The sequence below is a fragment of the Pedobacter psychrophilus genome (assembly GCF_001652725.1).
In the GTDB taxonomy this organism is placed as follows: domain Bacteria; phylum Bacteroidota; class Bacteroidia; order Sphingobacteriales; family Sphingobacteriaceae; genus Pseudopedobacter; species Pseudopedobacter psychrophilus.
Window position 1 is genome coordinate 93165 of the sequence record NZ_LWHJ01000030.1, and the last position, 22422, is coordinate 115586.

21 protein-coding genes and 1 pseudogene are annotated in these 22422 nt (G+C 32.3%); 11 read left to right on the forward strand and 11 right to left on the reverse strand.

Going from position 1 to position 22422, the window contains the following annotated elements; all coding sequences use genetic code 11:
• Positions 1–33: 33 nt before the first annotated feature.
• Positions 34–903, forward strand: coding sequence for a UbiA family prenyltransferase (locus A5893_RS14100; protein ID WP_068823231.1), 870 nt, complete (start codon positions 34–36; stop codon positions 901–903).
• Here A5893_RS14100 and A5893_RS14105 read toward each other — a convergent pair.
• The 5 genes from A5893_RS14105 to A5893_RS14125 all read right to left on the reverse strand — a co-directional run bounded on the left by A5893_RS14105 (position 878) and on the right by A5893_RS14125 (position 5579).
• The gene (locus tag A5893_RS14105) at positions 878–1321 is read right to left on the reverse strand and encodes a gamma-glutamylcyclotransferase family protein (protein WP_068823232.1); all 444 of its coding nucleotides are present in this window, start codon (positions 1319–1321) and stop codon (positions 878–880) included. The genes A5893_RS14100 and A5893_RS14105 overlap by 26 nt on opposite strands.
• On the reverse strand, positions 1322–1969 hold the full coding sequence (locus A5893_RS14110; RefSeq protein WP_068823233.1) for an HD domain-containing protein: 648 nt from the start codon (positions 1967–1969) through the stop codon (positions 1322–1324).
• A 196-nt stretch (positions 1970–2165) separates the two neighbouring features.
• Complete coding sequence (locus tag A5893_RS14115) at positions 2166–3647, reverse strand: tetratricopeptide repeat protein (protein WP_068823439.1); 1482 nt, start codon at positions 3645–3647, stop codon at positions 2166–2168.
• A gap of 85 nt (positions 3648–3732) precedes the next feature.
• The gene (locus A5893_RS14120; RefSeq protein WP_068823234.1) at positions 3733–4482 is read right to left on the reverse strand and encodes a zinc ribbon domain-containing protein; all 750 of its coding nucleotides are present in this window, start codon (positions 4480–4482) and stop codon (positions 3733–3735) included.
• Positions 4482–5579: a Nif3-like dinuclear metal center hexameric protein gene (locus tag A5893_RS14125; RefSeq protein WP_068823440.1), complete on the reverse strand. Its 1098-nt coding sequence runs from the start codon at positions 5577–5579 to the stop codon at positions 4482–4484. Before A5893_RS14125 ends, A5893_RS14120 begins: the two co-directional genes overlap by 1 nt.
• Positions 5580–5678: 99 nt before the next feature.
• Between A5893_RS14125 and A5893_RS14130 the strand changes: the two genes are divergently transcribed.
• Positions 5679–7115: a tetratricopeptide repeat protein gene (locus tag A5893_RS14130; RefSeq protein ID WP_068823235.1), complete on the forward strand. Its 1437-nt coding sequence runs from the start codon at positions 5679–5681 to the stop codon at positions 7113–7115.
• On the opposite strand, the gene A5893_RS14135 is transcribed toward A5893_RS14130, so the two are convergent.
• The 3 genes from A5893_RS14135 to A5893_RS14140 are packed head-to-tail and all read right to left on the reverse strand — an operon-like array spanning position 7112 to position 8156.
• Complete coding sequence (locus A5893_RS14135; RefSeq protein ID WP_068823236.1) at positions 7112–7471, reverse strand: TM2 domain-containing protein; 360 nt, start codon at positions 7469–7471, stop codon at positions 7112–7114. The two genes, A5893_RS14130 and A5893_RS14135, sit on opposite strands and share 4 nt — an antisense overlap.
• A complete protein-coding gene (locus tag A5893_RS17490) occupies positions 7468–7746 on the reverse strand; it encodes a DUF2752 domain-containing protein (RefSeq protein ID WP_082911453.1) in 279 nt (92 codons plus the stop codon). The genes A5893_RS14135 and A5893_RS17490 overlap by 4 nt, the downstream gene beginning before the upstream one ends.
• Positions 7746–8156, reverse strand: coding sequence for a DUF4199 family protein (locus tag A5893_RS14140; protein WP_068823237.1), 411 nt, complete (start codon positions 8154–8156; stop codon positions 7746–7748). The genes A5893_RS17490 and A5893_RS14140 overlap by 1 nt, the downstream gene beginning before the upstream one ends.
• A gap of 105 nt (positions 8157–8261) precedes the next feature.
• Between A5893_RS14140 and mfd the strand changes: the two genes are divergently transcribed.
• From mfd to A5893_RS14155, 3 genes are all read left to right on the forward strand, one after another.
• Positions 8262–11621, forward strand: coding sequence for a transcription-repair coupling factor (mfd, locus tag A5893_RS14145; protein WP_068823238.1), 3360 nt, complete (start codon positions 8262–8264; stop codon positions 11619–11621).
• 137 nt (positions 11622–11758) lie between these two features.
• Complete coding sequence (locus A5893_RS14150; RefSeq protein WP_068823239.1) at positions 11759–11962, forward strand: hypothetical protein; 204 nt, start codon at positions 11759–11761, stop codon at positions 11960–11962.
• Positions 11963–12418: a DUF6036 family nucleotidyltransferase gene (locus A5893_RS14155; RefSeq protein ID WP_068823240.1), complete on the forward strand. Its 456-nt coding sequence runs from the start codon at positions 11963–11965 to the stop codon at positions 12416–12418.
• Positions 12419–12495: 77 nt separating this feature from the next.
• Here A5893_RS14155 and A5893_RS14160 read toward each other — a convergent pair.
• Positions 12496–12744: pseudogene (locus A5893_RS14160) on the reverse strand (SIS domain-containing protein); the annotation flags it as partial.
• A 244-nt stretch (positions 12745–12988) separates the two neighbouring features.
• Here A5893_RS14160 and A5893_RS14165 point away from each other — a divergent pair.
• The 6 genes from A5893_RS14165 (at position 12989) to A5893_RS14190 (ending at position 18934) form a co-directional block, all read left to right on the forward strand.
• Positions 12989–13609, forward strand: coding sequence for a TetR/AcrR family transcriptional regulator (locus tag A5893_RS14165; RefSeq protein ID WP_068823242.1), 621 nt, complete (start codon positions 12989–12991; stop codon positions 13607–13609).
• An 84-nt stretch (positions 13610–13693) separates the two neighbouring features.
• Complete coding sequence (locus A5893_RS14170) at positions 13694–15028, forward strand: TolC family protein (protein WP_068823243.1); 1335 nt, start codon at positions 13694–13696, stop codon at positions 15026–15028.
• 18 nt (positions 15029–15046) lie between these two features.
• Entirely contained in the window at positions 15047–16078 is a 1032-nt protein-coding gene (locus A5893_RS14175; RefSeq protein ID WP_068823244.1) for an HlyD family secretion protein, read from the forward strand.
• Between the two features lie 2 nt (positions 16079–16080).
• A complete protein-coding gene (locus A5893_RS14180) occupies positions 16081–17658 on the forward strand; it encodes a DHA2 family efflux MFS transporter permease subunit (RefSeq protein WP_068823245.1) in 1578 nt (525 codons plus the stop codon).
• Between the two features lie 12 nt (positions 17659–17670).
• Positions 17671–18330: a DUF2461 domain-containing protein gene (locus A5893_RS14185; RefSeq protein WP_068823246.1), complete on the forward strand. Its 660-nt coding sequence runs from the start codon at positions 17671–17673 to the stop codon at positions 18328–18330.
• 25 nt (positions 18331–18355) lie between these two features.
• Positions 18356–18934, forward strand: a complete 579-nt coding sequence (locus tag A5893_RS14190; protein ID WP_068823247.1) for a YdeI/OmpD-associated family protein — start codon at positions 18356–18358, stop codon at positions 18932–18934.
• Positions 18935–19088: 154 nt separating this feature from the next.
• On the opposite strand, the gene glmS is transcribed toward A5893_RS14190, so the two are convergent.
• Positions 19089–20930, reverse strand: a complete 1842-nt coding sequence (gene glmS / locus A5893_RS14195; RefSeq protein WP_068823248.1) for a glutamine--fructose-6-phosphate transaminase (isomerizing) — start codon at positions 20928–20930, stop codon at positions 19089–19091.
• Positions 20931–21004: 74 nt separating this feature from the next.
• A complete protein-coding gene (locus A5893_RS14200; protein ID WP_068823249.1) occupies positions 21005–22417 on the reverse strand; it encodes a DUF4270 domain-containing protein in 1413 nt (470 codons plus the stop codon).
• Positions 22418–22422: the final 5 nt, after the last annotated feature.

The following is a 22422-nucleotide window of genomic DNA, read 5'->3' on the forward strand; positions in this document are numbered from 1 at the left end:
TATTTTTATAAATTTAATCGTTTATCTGAAATAATGAAATCTGAAAGGTTAAAATCTGTTTTTCTACACCTGCGTCTTCCTTTTTCACTTTTGCTTTTGCCCGTTTATCTTTTTGCCTTAAGTGCCGCACCAAATGTTAACAATACTCATGCCTTACTGGTTTTTGTAATCCTGCATTTCTTTATTTATCCTGCTAGCAACGGTTATAACAGCTATTTTGATAAAGATGAAGATAGCATTGCGCTCATTAAAAATCCTCCAAAAGTAAATTACTCCTTATATATTACGTCAATTTGCTTAGAATGGATTGGTGCAAGCTTGGCTTTATTGGTTAGTATTCAGTTTTGTATAGGGGTAATTATTTTCAATTCTCTTTCCAAAGCTTATAGCCATTCTTCTGTGAGGTTAAAAAAATATCCAATCATCAGTTTTTTAGTGGTATTTATTTTTCAGGGAGGGTTTATATTTCTATTGTGTTACGGTGCAATTTCTAATTCTTTTTTTGGCTTTAAAGCCGATGAATATTTAGCGGCATCTATTTGTTCATGTTTAATTGGAGCTTCTTACCCAATAACACAAATTTACCAGCATCAGGAAGATGGCAAAAGAGGCGATAAAACGCTGAGCATTTTGCTTGGATATAAAGGCTCATTTATATTTTCGGGAATTGTATTTTTTATCGGCTTAAGCCTGATGTTTTTATATTGGCAATTACAAAACGATTTAATAAATTTTTATGTTTTTGCCATCATGGGGATTCCAATTTTAACTTATTTTATCTGGTGGTTTTATAAAGTGATAAAAGATATTAAGCATGCAAACTTCAGAAATACCATGCGAATGACAATGATTAGTGGCCTAACCATGTTAATCTATTTTACTTGGCTTGTATTTGTTTCTTAATTTTTAAGATGTATTCTTCTGGGAAATTTTGAGAGTGAGCAGCTGCAATTATTCCGTTTATATACTTTTCTTGAGGATGGATGTTGTTTTCGCAATGGCTACAAATAAATGCAAAAGCTTTTAATGTTTCTTTTTCTGTAATGATTTCAAACTCCTGTAAAATATACTCAGGCTCGGTAGCTGATAATTGCTCAAATTTGTTTTTGTGGATTTGATAAAGCAAACCTAAAGTATATTCATTTTCAATGGGTTGTAAATTTCCTCTAGCGCTACCATCAGGGTTTTTACGATTAAAGCGTAAAGCATAATTTTTTAATTCGCCTTTGCAAAGAATTTCTACAGGTTCATTTACCCTAAACTCAACTAAAGCTGGGTTTAATCCACTGCCATAACCGAAGTATAAAAAACTATTTTCCATTTATTTTTGGCCTTCCCATTCTTGGTAAAACTGGGTCAAATATTGCTCCATAAACTGATGACGTTGTTCGGCAATTCTTTTCCCTGTTAAGGTATTCATTTTATCTTTCAACAACAATAATTTCTCGTAAAAATGATTAATAGTTGGGGCCGTAGTGTTTTTGTAAGCTTCTTTGCTTTGATTTATAACGGGTTTAATATCAGGATTATACAATTCTCTGTTTTTAAAACCACCATAAGTAAAAGCCCTGGCAATACCAATAGCGCCAATAGCATCCAATCTATCTGCATCTTGTACTACTAACATTTCTGGCGAAGTAAAACTGATTTCACCAAGACTGCTTTTAAAGGACATATTTCTGATAATTTGCTGAACGTGGATGATTTTGTTTTCTTCAACGGAAATAGATTTTAAAAATTCTCTGGCTTTTTGCGGACCAATTTCTTCATCTCCATCATTAAATTTTGCATCGGCAATATCATGCAACAAAGCAGCAAATTCTACAATTTCTAAATCAACTTTTTCTTCTAATGCTATGGCTTTCGCCGATTTATAAACACGTTCTATATGCCACCAATCATGTCCAGCTTCTGCATTTTGAAGTTCTTTTTTTACAAATTCGATGGTTTTTTGGATGCTTAAATTCATATTTTTTTTACCACAAAGGGTACATAGTTTTAAATCACAAAGATAACAAAGTTGGTTGGTATTTTTTTAACCACAAAGGAGGCTGAATGCACAGAGTTGGTGCGATAAGAAATCCTTAAATGAATAAAATACTGGTTAAAAAAAGTATAAACTTAGCAATCAGCTCTAAGCCTTATGCTTTCCGCTATAAGCTTGGTTAATAACCAATATTCTTTAAACCATCTTTCGCTTTATTCTCAATACTATTTTCATATTCGTGATTTTTCATTGCGATGGCTTGCTTATAATAATTTGCAGCTCTTGGTTTATCGTTTTTTAGGGCATAAATATCGCCCATCAACAAAGCGGCATTTGCAGCATAATAATAAGTAGTATTTTTTCCTGAACTGATGGCTCTTTGATAATTAATTAACGCTTCTCCATCTCGTCCCAATTCATCATAAATACGTCCTAATCTGTAATAAACTTCTATTTGATCCCTTTGTAATTTAAAATCGGAAGCATCTTTTCCATTTAATTGCGCCAAAGCTTTTGGATAATATCCTCCATCAAAAAATAAACGAGCTTTTAACAAATTTATATCTGGAGCAGCGTCGTTAGCCTCTTTTAAGGCTTGTTTATCTTTTTCATCATAAACATCTCCTTGAGATTTTACCATTTTAATAAACGCATTATAGCGATTGTTATCGCCTCTTAGATAATAGTAATAAGCAAGTTTTAGGTATGCGTCTTTCCTGAAATTGATTCCATGGTATTCTTTTAAATAGCTAATTAAATAAACATTTGCGTCAGAATCCATTCTATTTAGTTTAGCATTTCCCAACAGATAATTTACCGTTGGAAAATCTGTATAATTATTTCCTTTTGGTCTTCTTAAAAGATAGGTTATTGCAGTATCATTTTTAGCATTTCTTGCAGAAACATAACCTTGTAAATAAGATTTTAACAAGCTAGAGTTATCCATAGAAGCGGTATAGTTCATTATTTTATTATAGTTTGCTTTGTTATGAACCAAATCTGTTTCTATATAACATAAAAAGAAAACTACTTCATCCTTATAAAAAGAGTAAGATGTTTTTGGCAATGCGCCTGCTAGATATTCTAATGTTTTAATCCCATTATTTACATTGCCAGTAAAACCAAAGGTGGATAAAACGCCTTTTAGATTTGAAGGAATTGCTCCTAATATCACATCTACTAATCCTGCACTTTTTTTGTTAGGCAAAAAAGAAGGGTACTTTTTAATATTTTCATTTAAAAGATTGTCGGCTTTTTTAATATCAAAACCAGAAGATAGGTAATCTTGAAAGCGACTTTTTAACATGCCCCATTGCAAATAAACCTCTGCTTGTGCAAATAGGTAATAAGGCGAGTTTCTATCCTGTTTTTCTAAAGCGCTTATCCTGCTCGATCTTAAATTCTTTAATCTTTCATAATCCGCTTTGTTTTCTGTGGTTAGCAGTGTAAAATAATCCACATAATTATCTAAAAGTATGGTTATTCCATTATTGGGATTTTGGTTTTTCTCTTTTTGGATTAGAGCTTTTGCATCATTTAAGCGAAGATCAAATATGGCCTGATAAGCATTTACACAATTGGCATTAAAATCGAAATTAGCTTTCGATGTAAAGCTAAAGCTTAGAAATAAAATAAAAATAAGAAGTGTTTTTTTAATCATTATTGATTTTGAAATTTGTTTAAAAAAAGAAAACATCTTGAAATTTTCAAGATGTTTCCCTTAATATCAATTAAAATACCAATTATTATACTAATTCGGTTTGTGTTGCGTCTGCCATTGTTTCGTCAACCAAAATTCTTCCGCAATGCTCGCAAACAATAATTTTTTTGCGTTGACGGATATCAGATTGGCGTTGAGGTGGAATTTGATTAAAACATCCTGAGCAAGAGTCACGTTGTATAGTTACTACTGCTAAACCATTTTTAAAGTTTCCTCTTAAACGGTTGTAAGCAATTTTTAAACGATCATCAATTTTTTCTTCTGCTTTGTTAGCTTCTTTAACCAAAACTTCTTCTTCTTTTTTGGTTTCTGAAGTGATGCTCTCCAGCTCAGATTGTTTTCCGGCTAAATCTTTTTTTCTCTCTTCCAAATCTGCTAAAGCTTTTTCATAAACTTCAGTTTTATTAGCGATATCGTAAGTAAGTTCTTTAATTTTCTTTTCAGAAACCTGAACATCTAAACCTTGAATTTCAATTTCTTTAGAAATTGCTTCAAATTCACGGTTGTTTTTTACGTTGTTTTGTTGCGTTTCGTATTTTTTAACCAAAGCTAAAGATTCTTTGATCATATTTTTACGGTTCACGATAGCGTCCTCAGTATCATCTAAGTCTGCTTTGATTTTTTGAATACGTGTTTCTAATCCGGCAACGTCATCTTCTAAATCTGCTACTTCCATTGGAAGCTCTCCACGGGTTTGACGGATTTTATCAACTTTAGTGTGGATGGTCTGTAGCTCGTATAAAGCTTCAAGCTTTTGTTCTACGGTTTGTTCCATTACGACAAATATTTTATTGGGTTTGTATTATTTTCAGTTAAACGGATTGCAAAGTTAGGAAATTTTTTGGTAATAATATCTAATAGTAAATGTTGTGTAAATTGCTCACTTTCAAAATGTCCAATATCGGCAATAATGATTTTTCCATCGGCATCAAAAAATTCGTGATATTTAAAATCTGCAGTAATAAATACATCAGCATTAGCTGCTAGGGCGTTTTTTAACAAAAAACTTCCAGAGCCACCACAAACCGCAATTTTTTTTACTTTTTTAGATAATATTTCAGTATGTCTAATCACACTCAAATCCATTTTTTCTTTTAAGTGATGTAGAAATTTTACACCGTCCATTTCTTCAGGTAATTCGCCAATCATACCAGAACCTACTTCTTTTAAATTGTTATCTAAAGCATAAATATCATAGGCTACTTCTTCATAAGGATGATTTTTTAAAAGAGCAGCAATAATCTTACTTTCAATTTGAGCCTGATAAAGAACTTCAATTCTTGTTTCATCCTCATAATGTGTTTGGTTTTTTTTGCCAACAAAAGCGTTAGTAAAATCGTTTCCTTTAAATGTGCCAATTCCATTAGTATTAAAACTCGCATTTGTATAATTACCAATTTGCCCGCCACCAGCTTCAAATATTTCTGTTCTAACAATATCGGCGTAAGCCAAAGGAACAAAAAACACAATTTTTTTTAGCCCATTTTTTTTAGGTGATAAAATGTGGCAATTCTGCAATCCAATTTTTTCACATATTTTAGAATTCACGCCATTATCGACTGCGTCTAAATTGGTATGTATGGCATAAATGGCAATTTTGTTTTCAATGGCTTTTATAATTACCCTTTCCACGTAGTTGCTGCCATTCAGTTTTTTTAAACCTTTAAAAACTATTGGATGATGAGAAATGATGATATCACATTTATTCTTAATTGCCTCATCAACAATTGCTTCGGTACAATCTAAACTAATTAATGCTTTGTTAATTTCTTTATCAAAACTTCCTACAATTAATCCAGAATTATCATAACTTTCTTGGTAGGCCAACGGCGCTACGGTTTCTAGATATTGTGTAAGTTCTTTTAATTGCATTCTCAAAATTAATAGTTTATTAACGATAACAATTTTAGTTAACAAATATTTTATTTAAATATATTACTTTGCAAAAATCAAATTTGTTATAAGCCTTTAATGAAATTTAAAACCTTTTTTTTATTCTTTGTTTTTTTTAGCTCGTTTGTTCAAGCGCAAGAAATTAGTTTGCAAGACAGGATAAAAAACCTACATAATTTAACAGACAGCACTAAGAAGGTTATAGAAATGGGAAGCATTTCTTACATGTATCAATATCAAGATTCTTATAAAAGTGTGTTATATGCTGATAGCGCATTAAAGCTCGCTAAAAAAATTGGTTATAAACAAGGTATAGCCAAATCGTATAATTTTTTAGGATTAGCATATGCTGCAATTGGTAAGTTAGATTTTGCTTTAAAAAATTATTTAGATGCTTTAAGCACCAATAAAGATGCAGGATTAGAAAAGGAAACCTCAAAAAATCTGAATAATATAGCAGAAGTTTTAATTACTATAGGCGATATCAATAGTGCAAGTATTTATGTAAATCGGGCGTATGCAGTAAATAAAAAGTATAATAATTTAAAATCCTTAGCTATATCATTAAGTTTAATGTCTGATATCTATTTAGAGAAATATGATTATAAGAATGCATTATACTATTTAGAAAAGGCAAATGCCATAAAAAATGATGAATTGCAAATTTTTGACAAGGGCTTTTATTTTTCAAAATTGGGAAAAATAGATTTGATGAGGGATAGTTTAGAGAAGGCCAGCAATTCTTTTGATAAGGTTTTAAACTTTGAAAATGCAGAACCCGATCAAATCATTAAGGCTTATACAGGGTTGGCAATTATTAAATCGAAACAAAAGGATTATGCTGGAAGCAAAATATTACTAAATAAGGCTTTATCAATCGCCAAAAAAACACATGCAGAAATTCAATTGCTATATATTTATGAGCAAATCATTCGATTATCAAAAGACATGAATGATTTACCAAATCAGGTAATTTATTTAAATCAAAAAGATTCTTTAAAAAGTCAATTACTAGGATACAATACATCAGGTAATATTTCTAGTTCTTTAAATAAAATTATTACCGATAAAAAGGACAAAGAGAATGAAGAATTAAGATTGCAATCTACTTTTAATGAGAAAAAGTTAAGTAAGCAAAAAAACACTTTTTTATTATTGATAACAGGAATCTCTGTTTTATTAATTCTTGGTTTTGTAGCCTTAATTAATTTTCGAAATAAAAATAAGGCGTATAAAAAACTAGATATTGCCAATCAGCAAATTTTAAAACACAATGCTAATTTAGAGCAGATGGTTCAAAAACGTACTGCCACCATTAGTCAGAAGAATGCAAAGCTTAAGGAAGTAGCTTACTTTAATTCGCACAGGGTTAGAAAGCACATGGCCAATATTTTAGGATTGATCCATGTGGCTAGTTTTGAAAAAGAAAAGCAAGAATTTTTTGATTTGATAGAATCAGAGGCCAAAAGTATGGATGAAACTTTATCAGAAATTAATGCAATGACAAACGATTAACTTCTTGCTAATTCTATAAAAGATCTACTTTCTAGTGCCATTTTATGATTAAACTCATTTGCTAAGTTTTTATAATTCACTAAATCTATAATTGTCCCAATTAAGCATAAACCTGCAGTTAAAAAATAAAGTATGCCCATTCCAATTTGATTTGTGGCAAATCGTTGTATCCCAGCTATTCCAAAAAAGCCAAGTATTCCAAAAAATAAAATATGTTGAGGGTCGCGTCTTTTACCGCTATAAATCATCATAAACTTATTTTTTGCATCAGCATCCAAGCTTTGCATAATTTCTTTGATAAACATCATTTCTTCTGTTGTGATGTTTGATAGTGTATATAAGTATTGTTCGTTCATATTGTTAAGGTTTTTAAAGTTAGAGTGCAAAGTCTATAAATTATTACAACAAAAGCAAAAATCCCTAGCGGATGTGCCCTCCAGGAATTCAGAAATTGAAAATGCATGAGATAATACAAAGAATGCCCTAAGCCACAACCCGGGCAAAATTTAAATCCAAAATACGCAAATGGGCAGAGACTAACGTGAGGTTTGTGGATATCTATGAAATAAAGAAGGATTAAAGCAGAGGAGAAAAACAATATTTCTAATCCATAGCTTTTTAACTTAACCATCAACTTAATTTCTTTTGAGGGTCCATTAATATTAAAGCATTTAAAAAAGTAAAAAGTAAACCAATGCCTAATGCAATTACCGCTACTTCCATATAATCAATTGGGTGATTATAAATGCTTATAGATAAGTACATGAAACTAAATATTGCAGATAATAAACTGCCAATAGCTAAAATTTTAAAACCTTCAAATATTGCTTCGGTAAAGCATATTTTATTTTTTCTCTTTGTTTTATAATTTTTTATCCCAAAATGTAACCCTAAGAAAGGGATTAGTAATGAAGTGTAAATAATCCATTCTTCACTATTTTGTAAAAGCGATTCAGGATAAAAGCCAATTTTCTGAGCAGAAAAAACCCATAAAATAGTGGTTAAACCTATTATTAAACCAGAAATTAAAGCATTTCTCATTTTTCAGTTTTCAAATTGGTTCTTAAAAATAAATAAAATTTAGCTTATCCCAACTTATTAGCAGGCATTTTGTTTAGTAACCATTGTTTATATTTGCAATATTAGATGAATATCAAAGAGATTTTAGAAAGATACAAGACCGATAATCGGGTAATTAATTTAACCAAAGCGATTCAAAATAAAAAAGCTAGGGTTCAATTAAAAGGATTGATTGGTTCTATGGATGCTTTTATAGTGGCAGCTAATTACTTTTTAACCCATAGAAATATGGTTTTTGTATTGCCAGATAGGGAAGAGGCCAACTATTTTCAAGCAGATTTAGAAAATTTGATGGATAAAGAGGTTTTAATTTTCCCTTCTTCCTACCGTAAATCTTTCGATTTTACCCAAACAGATTCTGCCAATGTATTAATGAGGGCAGAAGTTTTAAATGAGTTAAATCACGCATCAGAATTTGGAAACCTAATTGTTACCTATCCAGAAGCAATGTCTGAAAAGGTAATCGATAGAAATGCACTTATTAAAAACACTTTAGAAATCTCCATAAACAATAAACTAAGCATCGATTTTATCAATGAATTTTTAATTGATTATGATTTTGACAGAACCGATTTTGTTTATGAACCAGGTCAGTTTTCTGTTCGTGGTGGCATTGTAGATATTTTTTCCTTCTCACATGAATTGCCCTATCGTATTGAGTTTTTTGGTGACCATATCGAAAGTATCAGAACTTTTGAAATTGAAAGCCAACTTTCTGTTGAGCAGGTAAAATCCATCACTATTGTACCTAACGTACAATCTAAATTTTTAACAGAAAGCAATATTTCTCTTCTAGAATTTATAGATAGTGATGCTGTAATTTGGTTTAAAGATGTTCAGTTTACACTAGATATTATCAAAACGGGATATAAAAAGTCGGTTGAATTATGGAAGGCTTTAAGTGCAGAACAGAAACAACAGAACCAAGATTGGATAGATCCAAAATTTGCTTTCAGCGATGATAAAATGATGGCAGACCAGTTGAATGATTTTCCAGTTATCGAGTTTGGAAAACAATTTTTTTATCACGCTTCTGATACAATAGATTTTGATGCTCGTCCTCAACCGTCTTTTAATAAGGATTTTAATCTGCTTATTCATAATATCAAACAAAACGAAGATCAAAAAATTGAAAATTATATCCTTACAGATTCTTCAAAACAGCAAGAACGCTTATTTGCCATTTTTGACGATATCAATAAAGGCGCAAAAGGTGTAAAATTTCAACCCATTAATATATCTATTCGCGAAGGTTTTATTGATTATGAACAAAAGTTAGCGTGTTATACCGATCATCAAATTTTTGATAGATATTATAAATACAAGTTAAAACGTGGTTATGCAAAGTCTCAGGCCATCACTTTAAAAGAACTTAGAGATTTAAAGCCAGGAGATTACATCACCCATATTGATCATGGAGTTGGTAAATATGCTGGCCTGGAAAAAGTAGAAGTTAATGATAAAGTTCAAGAAATGATCAGATTGGTTTATGCCGATAATGATTTGCTCTACGTAAATATCAACTCGCTAAATCGTATTTCTAAATATTCTGGCAAAGATGGCCATGAACCCAAAATGAATAAATTGGGTACCGATGTTTGGGACAAGCTAAAAAAAAACACTAAAAAAAAAGTTAAAGATATCGCCCGAGACCTGATTAAGCTTTATGCTTTACGTAAGGCTCAAGTAGGAATGTCGTTCTCCCCAGACACTTATCTTCAAAACGAGTTGGAAGCTTCTTTTATATATGAAGATACTCCAGATCAAGTAAAAGCTACCGCGGATGTAAAAAAAGATATGGAATCACCTCATCCAATGGATCGTTTGGTATGTGGTGATGTTGGTTTTGGTAAAACCGAAATTGCCATAAGAGCTGCTTTTAAAGCGGCAACAGATGGTAAACAAGTCGCTATTTTAGTGCCGACAACCATTTTGGCGATGCAACATTACAAAACTTTTAATGAGCGTTTGGCAGAATTTCCGGTCAGGATAGATTATATCAATCGTTTTAAAAGTACTAAACAGGTTAAGGATACTCTAGAAGCTTTAAAAGTTGGTAAAGTTGATATCATTATTGGAACTCATAAGTTAGTAAGTAAAGATGTGAAGTTTAAAGATCTTGGTCTTTTAATTATTGATGAAGAGCAAAAATTTGGAGTTACCGTTAAGGAAAAACTAAAGCAATTTAGAGCAAATGTTGATACTTTAACATTAACAGCTACACCAATTCCAAGGACATTACATTTCTCTTTGATGGGTGCAAGGGATTTATCAATCATGCAAACGCCTCCACCAAACCGTCAAGCGGTACAAACAGAGTTGCATGTTTTTAACGATAAATTAATTAAGGAAGCTGTTGAGTTTGAATTGGATAGAGACGGACAAGTTTTCTTTATTCATAACAGGGTTGCAGATTTACGTCAACTGGGAGGCTTAATTCAAAAACTAGTTCCAAAAGCAAAAATCGCAATTGCCCATGGGCAATTGGAAGGTGATAAATTGGAAGACATCATGCTCGATTTTATCGATGGAAAGTATGATGTTTTAGTAGCAACCACAATTATTGAGGCTGGTTTGGATGTTCCAAATGCTAACACTATGCTGATCAATCATGCTCATATGTTTGGCTTAAGTGATTTACATCAAATGCGAGGAAGAGTTGGACGTTCCAATAAAAAAGCTTTTTGTTATTTGCTAAGCCCGCCGCTTTCTACCTTAACTTCTGAAGCAAGAAAACGTTTAAGTGCTATTGAAGAATTTTCTGATTTAGGAAGTGGATTTAACGTGGCTATGAGAGATTTAGACATCCGCGGTAGCGGAAACCTTTTAGGTGCAGAACAAAGTGGTTTTATAGCGGAGATTGGATTTGATATGTATCATAAAATTTTGGATGAAGCGATACAAGAATTAAAAGAAGATGAATTTAAAGGTTTGTTTGCTGATGATAAACCTCGTCCGTTTGTGAGCTTTACACAGATTGATACCGACATGGAATTGATGATTCCGGATGAATATGTCACCAATATTCAAGAGCGTTATAATCTTTATACCGAGCTTTCTAAAATTGAAAATCAAACTGAATTAGATGCTTTTGAAAAAGAATTGCATGACCGTTTTGGTCCAGTTCCTAAAAAGGTAAAGGATTTATTGCGTACGGTAGAATTGCAATGGATTGGAAAAGAAATAGGTCTAGAAAAAATTTCTTGGAAAAAAGGAGTTTTAAGAGGTTATTTCATTTCTGATAAGCAATCCAAATATTTTGAAACTGAAGTTTTTAGCAGGATTTTGTCTTTTGCCCAACAAAATCCTAGAAACGTAAATTTGAAGGAAGTTAAAAATACTTTACGAATAGCTATTGAAGGAATCAAAAATATAGATGATGCTATTTTTGCATTGGAGCAAATGCGAGATCCTGTGATGATTTAAAATTTCAATATTTAGCTAGTTCCCGTAGCTTCACCAAATTAATTAAACAGGCTTAGTGGCCTGGGGAAAATCTCGGACTGCATGATTTTTGAAATCTTTGAACAGATATTTTAATTCTCAATTCATTATATTTGTATATGTCTTCATTTAAGTTAGATAGAACAAAATTTAAAACTCAAACCTTTGAAGAGGCTGCCAATCATGCTAGCTATTATCAATCTTTAACATGGCAAGAGCGAATGAAGATTGCAAATTACCTAAATAGCATTGCTTACAACTATCCGGAAAATAATCCCCCAAGGTTAGATCGTACTAAATTTAAACCCTCTTCAAGAGATTAAATGAGTAATATTTTTAATGAAGATTTCAGAGATTTTATAGAAGCGCTAAATATCGCGGAAGTAAAATATTTACTGGTTGGAGGATTTTCCGTGATTTTACATGGCTATTCTAGAACAACTGGAGATATGGACATTTGGGTAGAAAAAAGCAATAAAAATTATACAAAAATCAAAAAAGCCTTTGATAATTTTGGAATGCCTGTTTTCGATATGACGGAAGCTAATTTTTTAAACCACCCAAATTGGGATGTATTTACTTTTGGAGTTCCTCCATCTGCAATTGATATGATGGTAAAGTTGAAGGGCTTAAATTTTGATAAAGCATATGAAAGAAGCATCAATTTTGAGGATGATGGTCTTTTAATTAAATGTATTAATTTTGATGATTTAATTAAAGCTAAAAATGCAACATCAAGACCAAAAGATATTGATGATATTCAAAACCTTACAAAATAATAAGCTATATCCTTAAATTATAAATCCGCATTGTTAATTAAGCAATGAGGATTTTTTATTTTATTTTTAATTAAATCTTACTCTACCGTTACAGATTTTGCCAAGTTTCTAGGCTGATCTACGTTAGAGCCTCTCAAAACTGCAATATGATAGGATAATAATTGTAAAGGAATAGTTGCAATTAAAGGTAAAAAGGCTTCGTCGGTATGAGGGATTTCAATGGAGTAATCTGCCATTTTAGTTACTTCGGTATCGCCTTCGGTAACTATGGCAATTACAACTCCTTTTCTAGCTTTAACTTCCTGAATATTAGAGATTACTTTTTTATCCACGTCTGTGTCTTCACAGACCGGAATTATGGATAGTTTAATGGTCTGTGACGACACAGACCACGGTTGAGAAATTTAAAGCAAAGACAAGAGGTTGATAATTCTATAAAGCATTCCTTTTGCATTATGTTTACTTTTGAGTCTCCTGTATCTAAAATTGAAAATTATAAAATCATTCTAAAATTTACTTCTTAATAAATCGTTTGTTAGTTTTGAATTTTTTACTGAGCCTTAAACTAATATGAGTACCATTACCAGAAAGCAAAAAGAGAAGGAAAACAGGCGAGATGATATTTTAAAGGCTGCCGAAAAAGTAATGCAAGCAAATGGCCTTCATGGATTAAGTATAGATTTAATTGCGAGCGAAACTGAACTAGCGAAAGGAACCATTTATTTATATTTTAAAAGCAAAGAAGAAATTTTAAGCTTTTTGAGTATTAAAGCTAGAAACAAACTTTATAACGAGTTTTTAAAAGTTCGAAAATCTGAAAATGCACCAATAGAAAAACTGAAGTTGATTTCGAAAGCGAATTATAACTTTTACAAAAAATATCCGCTTTATCATGATTTAGTTTCACTTTATGAAGTGAACAATACCCTTACAGAGACTGAAGAAATGTACCTATCTAGTGATAAAATTTCTAAACTTGTTTCTGATATTGCCTACGAAGCTGCTGATAATGGTACGCTAAATCCAAATTTGAACCCTTTACATTTAACCATGATTTTATGGGGAATTAGTGTGGGCGTTGTACAATTAATGAAAGTTAAAGGTCTTATTATTAAAGAAAAAATGGATATAGAAGAACAAGAATTATTAAATACTTTTCTTAATCTTTTAGATAACGGATTAAAAAAATAATTTTTTTTCAAATAAATGAACGTAATTCATAAAATGAATTATATTTGTAGAAGTTTTTTAAGAAAAAGTTAAACAAAATAATAAATGAAAAAAAGTTTACTCCTCAAAATACCTATTCTTCTTTTAGCTACTTTTCTATTGTTTAGGCAAGGAGCTAATGCGCAAAACCCCAAAGTTTTAAGCTTAGAGCAAGCTGTTAACTTAGGTTTAGCACATAGTAAACAATTGCTTTTGGATAGCATTAATACGCAAATTGCAGATAGTAAAATTGCTCAAAACAAAAATTTGGCTCTACCGCAGCTTAACGCAAATTTAAGTTACATCCGCATTAGCGATAACATCACTCCTTTTCAGGTTTCGTTTCCTACAGGGACTGTAATTTTAAATCCTCAAATTTTAAATCAATCTTACAATTCTTTACAAGCAAGGCAACTGATTTGGGCAGGCGGGAAAGTTAAATATGCAAATCAGTTATTAAACTTTGATAAGCAAGCCATTGCTTTCGATAATGAAAAAAATAAGGCTGAGGTGGCGTATACTATTTCTTCTCTTTGGTATGGTTTATATACACTTAAGCAATCTAAGAAAATAGTTAATGCCAATATAGAATTACTAAACAATCAAAAAAAAGACGCCCTTAATTTTGTTAAACAAGGGATTATTTTAGAAAACGAAGCTTTAAAAATCGATTTAGCCGTTACCAATTTAGAAACTAATTTATCTGAATTAGAGAATACAATTGCTCAAATAAAATTTAATTTGACCATTCTTACGGGTTTAAATCCCAATCAAGGTTTAGATATTTCTGAAACTTTACCAGCATCAGCGCAAGCGGAAAATAATTTAAATCCTTATATAGAAAAAGCTTTAGCAAACCGAGCGGAGTTAAAAGGTTTAACATTAAGAAAAGAACAAGCTGGCACTGGTTTAAAATTAGCTAAAGGAGATTTTTTACCCACGTTAACTGCAGGTGCAAATTATAATTACGACCAGCCAAACCAAAGACAATTTCCTAATCAGCCTGTGTTTACAGGTACATGGAATATCGGTGCATTTTTAAACTGGAACATTTCTAATTTATATACCAATAAGGATAAAATTAAGGAAAGTAAGCTTGCTTTAGATAGAGTTAATACGGTTTTAGAGCAAGCCAAGGAAGGTATCCAGATTGAAGTAAATACAGACTATAATAATTTTTTACAGGCTAAGAACAAAATTAGTTTAGCCCAAAAAGCTATAGAACAAGCTACTGAGAACTTTAGGGTTGAGGAGAATAAATTTAAAGCAAATACAACTACATCAACAGATTATTTAACGGCAAACACTCAGCTTTTACAAGCTAAATTAAATTTGGTATCGGCGCAAGCCAATGCTGAGTTAGCCTACAAAAAACTATTAAAATCAATTAATCAGAGATAACAATCAAATCCAAAAATGATGAAAAAATTATACTATATTTTATTTGCTGCAAGTACAATATTAGTTAGCTGCGGTGGAAAAGAAACCACAGATAACGCTCAGATAGAGGCAAACATTAGTCCAGTAATTCCTAAAATAAACAGTACGGTAGAGCAAGTATTGGTAAGTGATAACCAAGTGGTAAAAGAAGGCGATGTTTTAATTGTATTAGATGATGCCAATTACAAAATTGCTGTTCAACAAGCAGAAGTAGCATTAGCTTTAGCAAAACAAAATGTGAGCCTATCGCAAAGCAATAAAAATACGGCAAACTCAAGTGTGAATACAGTACAAGCCGGAACTATTTCTGCAAATGCATCTGTAGAAGCAGCAAAGGTTAGGGTAGAAGTCGCCAATAAAAATTTCGAGAGGTTTAAAAATTTATTAGCGCAAAAATCAGCTACACAACAACAATTTGATGGCATTAAGGCTGAGAAAGAAGCTGCGGAAGCACAATTAAAGATGGCACAAGCACAGGTAGAAGCGTCTAAATCTCAGGTTGTTTCTACAAAATCGAGCGTACAATCATCAGATAATGGAATAAGTTTGGCTCAACTTTCTGTTAAACAAGCCGAGAATAATTTAGAAGCCGCACAATTACAACTTACTTACTGTACCATTAAAGCTCCTTGCAATGGTGTTGTATCTAAAAAAAATGTACAAGTAGGTCAAGTTGTTGTTATTGCGCAACCTTTAATGGCTATAGCAGATAATGAAAATGCTTGGATTGTGGCCAATTTTAAGGAAACACAAATTGAGAATGTTAAAGTAGGTCAAGAAGTAGAAGTTGATGTAGATGCCTACGGAGACAAAACTTTTACAGGTAAAGTACAATCATTTTCACAGGCTACAGGAGCTAAGTTTTCTTTACTACCAGCTGATAATGCTACAGGAAATTTTGTAAAAGTTACTCAGAGAATTCCAGTAAAAATTATTTTAGACAAACAAACCGGAAATGAGTACCCATTAAGAGCAGGAATGAGTGTTAAAGTAGCCGTTAAAACAAAATAGTTATGGAAATGGTTTTGCAACAACAACCCACTTACGAAGTTGGCGCTAAAAAATGGTTAATTACCATTACCGTTATTACTTGTGCCATTATGGAGTTAATAGATACTTCTATTGTAAACGTGGCTACCAGGCAAATTGCAGGTAATTTAGGGGCAACCATTGAAGAAACAGCTTGGGTAATTACAGCTTACGCCATTTCAAATATTATTATTATTCCGCTTACGGGTTTTTTGAGTAACATATTTGGGCGTAAAGTTTATTTTACGGCCTCAGTTGTATTGTTTACTACAGCGTCTTTTTTATGTGGTTTTTCTGGTTCAATTTATACTTTAATTTTTTGGCGCTTTGTACAAGGTATTGGAGGTGGTGCTTTATTGGCCACGGCTCAAACCATTTTGGTAGAAACTTTTCCGCCAGAAGAAATAGACAAAGCTAACGGAATATTTGGAGCAGGAATAGTAATGGGACCCACCCTTGGGCCTGTTTTGGGGGGATATTTAACGGATAATTTTTCTTGGGGCTGGATATTTTATGTGAATGTACCAATTGGAATAATTGCCACTTTTCTCTCCTGGAAATATATAAAGGGTTTAAAAGGAGAGAAAACGGGAAAAATAGATTATCTGGGTGTTTTATTCTTAATTATGGGGATAGGTGGCTTACAAATGGTATTGGAGGAGGGTGAACGTAAAGATTGGTTTACTAATAATTTTATTCTTTATACAACCATTTTATCTGGCCTAGGTTTAATAGCTTTTGTGATTAGAGAGCTAAAAGCTAAAAACCCAGTAGTTGATTTAAGAATTTTAAAAAACAGAAATGTAATAGTAGGCTGTATGCTCAATTTGGCATTTGGTATCGCTATTTATTGCTCGGTATTTTTGTATCCTGTTTTTGTACAAAGCTTTTTAGGGTGGAATGCCACCAGAACGGGATTACTTATCTTACCTAGTTCTTTCCTTACGGGGATGTTGATGGGTTTAAATGCTACCCTAATTAAAAAAGGAGTTAATCCAAAGTTTTTAGTGCTTTTAGGGTTTTCTGCAGTGATATTGTATGAGGTTATTACTTATTTTTTAGCAACACCAGCTTCTGGAGAATTTGATTGGTTTTGGCCACAAATGATTAGAGGATTTGGCTTTGGGTTTATTTTTGTTCCCGTTGCTGGCTTAACATTATCAGGTTTAAAAGGTAGAGCTATTGGGCAAGCATCTGGTTTGTCTAATATGTTAAGGTTATTAGGTGGTGCAATTGGTATTGCAGTTGTAAATACTTTTGTAACTAGGCGTTTTGCTATTCATAGAAACGATTTAATTAGCAACGTAACACAATACAGCCCAGAAGCAAACGAACGTTTTTTTGGTTTAGTAAAAGGGTTTCAAGGCCAAGGAAAATCCTTAGGCGAAGCCCAAGAAATGGCAACCCGAGCCATAGAAGGGGCAGTTTCTTATCAATCTGCAGTGGTAAGTTATGCCGAAGGATTTTTATTAATAGCTATAGTTTGTGCCTGTATTTTACCCATCGTTTTTTTAGCCAGGTTTAAAAAAGGTGGTGCCGTAGATGTAAGCTCAGCACATTAAATTTGATTTTTTATGAGTGTAAAAATTAAAAAAGAGACATTAGATTTTTTGAGCGAACTAGCACAAAACAATAATAAACCCTGGTTTGAAGCCAATAGAAATCGCTGGGAACAAGCAAAAGAAAACCAAGCCCAATTTATGGATGCTCTACAAAACGAGCTAAAAAAATTGGATGATATTGTGATTAAAGAGCCTAAAAAATATGTAAGTAGAATTAACCGAGACATCAGGTTTTCTAAAGACAAAAGCCCGTACAAAAACAACATATCTTCTTTAATTGATAGGGATAGTGAGGATAAGAAATGTAAATTTTATATACATGTTTCGCCGGTAGAGACATTCATTATGAGTGGCTTGCACCAGCCCGAAACTGAGATTTTAAAAAATGTAAGGCAAGAAATAGATTATAATGGTTCGGATTTACATCAAATCATCAGCGATAAAACTTTCAAGGATTTTTTTGATCAAATTATAGGCGAATCCTTAATTCGACCGCCGAAGGGTTATGATGATAACCATCCTGATATTAAACTCATAAAGCTTAAACAATATTTAGTTAAAAGAACTTTTGATGAAAAAATAGTTCTTTCAGAAAACTTTGCTACAGAATTAGCCGATACCTTTAATGCAGCATTACCATTTCTTTGCTTTTTAGATCAAACGCTAGTTTAGTTTAAGATGTGAATTTAGAAAATAAATGATTAAAACAGAAAACTTTGAGAAAATTGAAGTAACGTCTTCATCTGAATTGAGAGAATGGTTATTAAAAAACCACTCGCAAAAGGAAAGTGTTTGGCTGGTTACTTTTAAAAAGGAAATTAAAGAAAAGTATGTTTCTGTTCAGGAAGTTTTAGACCAATTGTTATGTTTTGGATGGATTGATGGGATAAGACGAAAACTTGATGATGAAAGAACCATGCAGCTTATTGCGCCAAGAAAAGTAGAACATTGGGCACAAACCTATAAAGTAAGATTTGCTAAATTAGAAAAGGAAGGACTGGTTCATCAATCGGGTTTAAGCTCTGTAATTGCCTCTAAACAAAGTGGTTTATGGAATTTTATGGATGATGTAGACAATTTAATTATACCACCTGATTTGCATACTTCACTGATTGAAAATCCATCGGCCTTTAATTATTTTGAATCTCTCTCACCATCAAACAAAAGGTTTGTATTACGATATATAAAACTAGCTAAAACTAAAGAAACCCGTTCAAAAAGGATAGTACAAACAGTTACTCTATCGGCTCAAAATAAAAAGATTCCGGGGCTTTAAATTATTCTTCTTTATAAATTTTTAATTCCTAAAAGAGCATTTATAATCACTTAAACTTATTGTTTAAAAGCAAAACAAATAAATTAACTATTTTAAAAAAATCCGCATTGTTAATTAAGCAATGAGGATTTTTTATTTTATTTTTAATTAAATCTTACTCTACCGTTACAGATTTTGCCAAGTTTCTAGGCTGATCTACGTTAGAGCCTCTCAAAACTGCAATATGATAGGATAATAATTGTAAAGGAATAGTTGCAATTAAAGGTAAAAAGGCTTCGTCGGTATGAGGGATTTCAATGGAGTAATCTGCCATTTTAGTTACTTCGGTATCGCCTTCGGTAACTATGGCAATCACCACGCCTTTTCTAGCTTTAACTTCCTGAATATTAGAGATTACTTTTTCATAAGATGAATTTTTGGTTGCAATAACTATTACCGGCATCTCTTCATCAATTAAAGCAATTGGTCCGTGTTTCATTTCTGCGGCTGGGTAACCTTCTGCATGGATATAGGAAATTTCCTTTAATTTTAACGCACCTTCTAAAGCAACAGGGAATCCACTTCCTCTCCCTAAAAACAATGCGTTTCTAACGTCTTTAAATTTTTCTGCTATGCTTAAAATATATTGATCAGATTGTAATGCTTTTTCTACCAGTTTAGGTATTCTTTCTAATTCTGATAAAAGACCAATTAATTTACTTTTAGCTATAGTCCCTTTGGTTTCGGCCATATAAAAAGCCATAAGCGTTAAGGCGGTTACTTGTGCAGTAAAGGCCTTGGTAGATGCAACTCCAATTTCTGGGCCAGCATGGGTATAAATACCAGCATGAGATAATCTTGGAATTGATGCGCCAACTACATTGCAAATCCCAAAAATGGTTGCTCCCTTTTCTTTTGCCATTTCAATGGCTGCCATCGTATCGGCAGTTTCGCCAGATTGTGAAATCGCAATTACAATATCATTTTCGTTAATAATTGGGTTTCTGTATCTAAATTCTGAAGCGTATTCTACTTCTACAGGTATCCTAGCGTACTCCTCAATTAAGTATTCTCCAACCAATCCTGCATGCCATGAAGTTCCACATGCAACTATAATTATACGCTGAGCATTTTTAAACTTTTCGGTATATTCTTTAATCCCACCTAATTGTACTTTACCTTCTAAAGGATAAATTCTCCCTCTCATACAATCATATATTGATCTGGGTTGCTCGTAAATTTCTTTAAGCATAAAGTGTTCGTAACCACCTTTTTCCAGCATCTCTAACTTTATCTCTAACTCTTGTACATAAGGAGTTTTAATGGTGTTATCTATCGTTCTGATAACCAACTCATCTGTTTTTAGATAAGCAATTTCATTATCATCTAAATAAATAACATTATTTGTATATTCTACTATTGGTGTAGCATCCGAGGCAATAAAATATTCTTTTTTACCAACGCCAATTACTAAAGGACTTCCTTTTCTAGCAGCAATAAGCATCTCAGGATCCTTCTTGCTCATGATTACAATAGCGTAAGCACCTATTACCTCTTTTAATGCTTCTCTTACTGCTTGTTGTAAGTCTATGCCAGCTTTATTTTGAATATCTTCTATAAGATGAATCAATACTTCTGTATCTGTATCACTTTTAAAAACATGACCTCTAGAAATCATTTCCTCTTTTAAAGCCCCATAATTTTCAATAATACCATTATGGATGATCGCTAGATTTCCGCTTTCAGATTCATGTGGATGAGAGTTTCTATCTGTTGGCGCACCATGGGTTGCCCATCTTGTATGGCCCATCCCAATTACTCCAGATTTATCTTTTTCTTCTATAAAATTCTCAAGATCTTGTACTTTACCCGCCTTTTTGTAAATATTAAGGTGAGATTCTAAATCTAATAATGCAATACCAGCACTATCATACCCACGATATTCTAAACGCTGTAATCCTTTAATAATAATGGGATATGCATCCCTAAAACCGATGTAGCCAACAATTCCGCACATAAAAAAAACTATATTTTGTAGATAAGCGCTAATCTACAAAATATAGTTTCAATTAAAATATTAAGGAAATAATTTTACTTCTGCTCTGTATAATAAATCTTTAGTTTTACTTTATAATTAGTAGCTGCAGCACCTCCAGTGATGGTTCTTCCTAAGTTATTAAAAACATTTACAGTTTTAGAAACTTCAGAATTTGGAGAATTTGTAGCTATATAATCATTAGGAGTTACGAAAGTGCCATAATTTTTTACCCTTCCACTTACTAAATCCTGTACATAACCCGTCATGTTAATTTTATATTCTTTAGGTGTAGCATTGTAAAAACCACCTACAAAATTAGGTCCTAAATACCTGCGATCAAAAGAAGTTTCGTCAGCAATAAATGTTGGTCTTTCTGCAATATCATTTCTGTAAACTCTTAAGCGCTGAAGGGGTTTGTAAGGTGTTTCTGTTCCTGGAACCACCGTGAAAACCAATTCTGCCCGGTTAATTGTAATATTTTTGCCGAGATTTTTAATGGTATTAAGATAAGGGAAATCCACTTTTAATTGCGTACCGGATAAACCTTTAAGATATAATGTGGTGCTATTTTTAGCGGTACTTAGTAATTCAGTATTTACAACTGTGCCGGTTAAATCCCAAGATAATTCAGAAACTGCGTTTCCAATGTTTCCCTCAACATTTAGAGATGTGGTAACGGTATCTACTACAGTACCAGCCTGCGGTTTTTTATAAAATAAATCTAATCTAGCAGCTCCTGATGTAAAAGTATCAAAAGAAAAAACCCCTCCATTTTGTGTTGTAGAAGTTTTATTTAAAGAAACGTATAAGCCTTTAAAAATAGCATTGAAAACCTTACTATTCAATAAGCTTACTGAATCTAATTTTAAAATGTTATTAGTAATAAAAGTTGGATCTAATTTAATCCTTAATTGAGGAATTACTCTTTTAACAGTATCTTTTTTACCAACAACAATATCCTGTATGGTTAAACTATCTTTAAAATTTGCCCTAAAGTTTTTAGTGGCTAGTAAAGTGGATTTGGTTTTCCATTTTTTATTGTTGTAATAAGCTAAAGTTGGCTCGCCGTAAAGTGTTTCGTCGAGTTGTCTAACTTCTACTGTATAATTTGTGTTGATGCTATCGCCATAGAAGCCAACAAATGGTAGAACCAAAACAGCAGAATCTAAAACCGGTGTTTTACCAAAATTGAGTGCGGTACTTAATGATACAGCCAAAGCCATGTTTGAAGTAGTAATTCCAAAAACAGGGTCTTTAAAATAACCTAAAACACTTACTGCCGTCCCGTTAGCTACAACGGTATCTTGTTTAGCTAATTTGGTAATAACTGTAGATGTATCTACTAGTTTTGAATTGATATCTAAAGTTGGGTCAACATCTAATCCAATTGTTGATGCGTTTTTGCAACCTCCTAAAATAAAAAGACTTACTAACGTGGTTAATAAGCCTGATTTAATAAATTTCATATAAT

Excerpts from the sequence above, each read along its gene's own strand:
- A5893_RS14180 (WP_068823245.1), top strand. The coding sequence starts at position 16,081 with ATGGAAATGGTTTTGCAACAACAACCCACTTACGAAGTTGGCGCTAAA.
- A5893_RS14130 (WP_068823235.1), top strand. The coding sequence starts at position 5,679 with ATGAAATTTAAAACCTTTTTTTTATTCTTTGTTTTTTTTAGCTCGTTT.
- A5893_RS14185 (WP_068823246.1), top strand. The coding sequence starts at position 17,671 with ATGAGTGTAAAAATTAAAAAAGAGACATTAGATTTTTTGAGCGAACTA.
- glmS (WP_068823248.1), bottom strand. The coding sequence starts at position 20,930 with ATGTGCGGAATTGTTGGCTACATCGGTTTTAGGGATGCATATCCCATT.
- A5893_RS14165 (WP_068823242.1), top strand. The coding sequence starts at position 12,989 with ATGAGTACCATTACCAGAAAGCAAAAAGAGAAGGAAAACAGGCGAGAT.
- A5893_RS14150 (WP_068823239.1), top strand. The coding sequence starts at position 11,759 with ATGTCTTCATTTAAGTTAGATAGAACAAAATTTAAAACTCAAACCTTT.
- A5893_RS14190 (WP_068823247.1), top strand. The coding sequence starts at position 18,356 with ATGATTAAAACAGAAAACTTTGAGAAAATTGAAGTAACGTCTTCATCT.
- A5893_RS14200 (WP_068823249.1), bottom strand. The coding sequence starts at position 22,417 with ATGAAATTTATTAAATCAGGCTTATTAACCACGTTAGTAAGTCTTTTT.
- A5893_RS17490 (WP_082911453.1), bottom strand. The coding sequence starts at position 7,746 with ATGGTTAAGTTAAAAAGCTATGGATTAGAAATATTGTTTTTCTCCTCT.
- A5893_RS14155 (WP_068823240.1), top strand. The coding sequence starts at position 11,963 with ATGAGTAATATTTTTAATGAAGATTTCAGAGATTTTATAGAAGCGCTA.
- A5893_RS14100 (WP_068823231.1), top strand. The coding sequence starts at position 34 with ATGAAATCTGAAAGGTTAAAATCTGTTTTTCTACACCTGCGTCTTCCT.
- A5893_RS14120 (WP_068823234.1), bottom strand. The coding sequence starts at position 4,482 with ATGGAACAAACCGTAGAACAAAAGCTTGAAGCTTTATACGAGCTACAG.
- A5893_RS14115 (WP_068823439.1), bottom strand. The coding sequence starts at position 3,647 with ATGATTAAAAAAACACTTCTTATTTTTATTTTATTTCTAAGCTTTAGC.
- mfd (WP_068823238.1), top strand. The coding sequence starts at position 8,262 with ATGAATATCAAAGAGATTTTAGAAAGATACAAGACCGATAATCGGGTA.
- A5893_RS14140 (WP_068823237.1), bottom strand. The coding sequence starts at position 8,156 with ATGAGAAATGCTTTAATTTCTGGTTTAATAATAGGTTTAACCACTATT.
- A5893_RS14170 (WP_068823243.1), top strand. The coding sequence starts at position 13,694 with ATGAAAAAAAGTTTACTCCTCAAAATACCTATTCTTCTTTTAGCTACT.
- A5893_RS14175 (WP_068823244.1), top strand. The coding sequence starts at position 15,047 with ATGAAAAAATTATACTATATTTTATTTGCTGCAAGTACAATATTAGTT.
- A5893_RS14125 (WP_068823440.1), bottom strand. The coding sequence starts at position 5,579 with ATGCAATTAAAAGAACTTACACAATATCTAGAAACCGTAGCGCCGTTG.
- A5893_RS14110 (WP_068823233.1), bottom strand. The coding sequence starts at position 1,969 with ATGAATTTAAGCATCCAAAAAACCATCGAATTTGTAAAAAAAGAACTT.
- A5893_RS14105 (WP_068823232.1), bottom strand. The coding sequence starts at position 1,321 with ATGGAAAATAGTTTTTTATACTTCGGTTATGGCAGTGGATTAAACCCA.
- A5893_RS14135 (WP_068823236.1), bottom strand. The coding sequence starts at position 7,471 with ATGAACGAACAATACTTATATACACTATCAAACATCACAACAGAAGAA.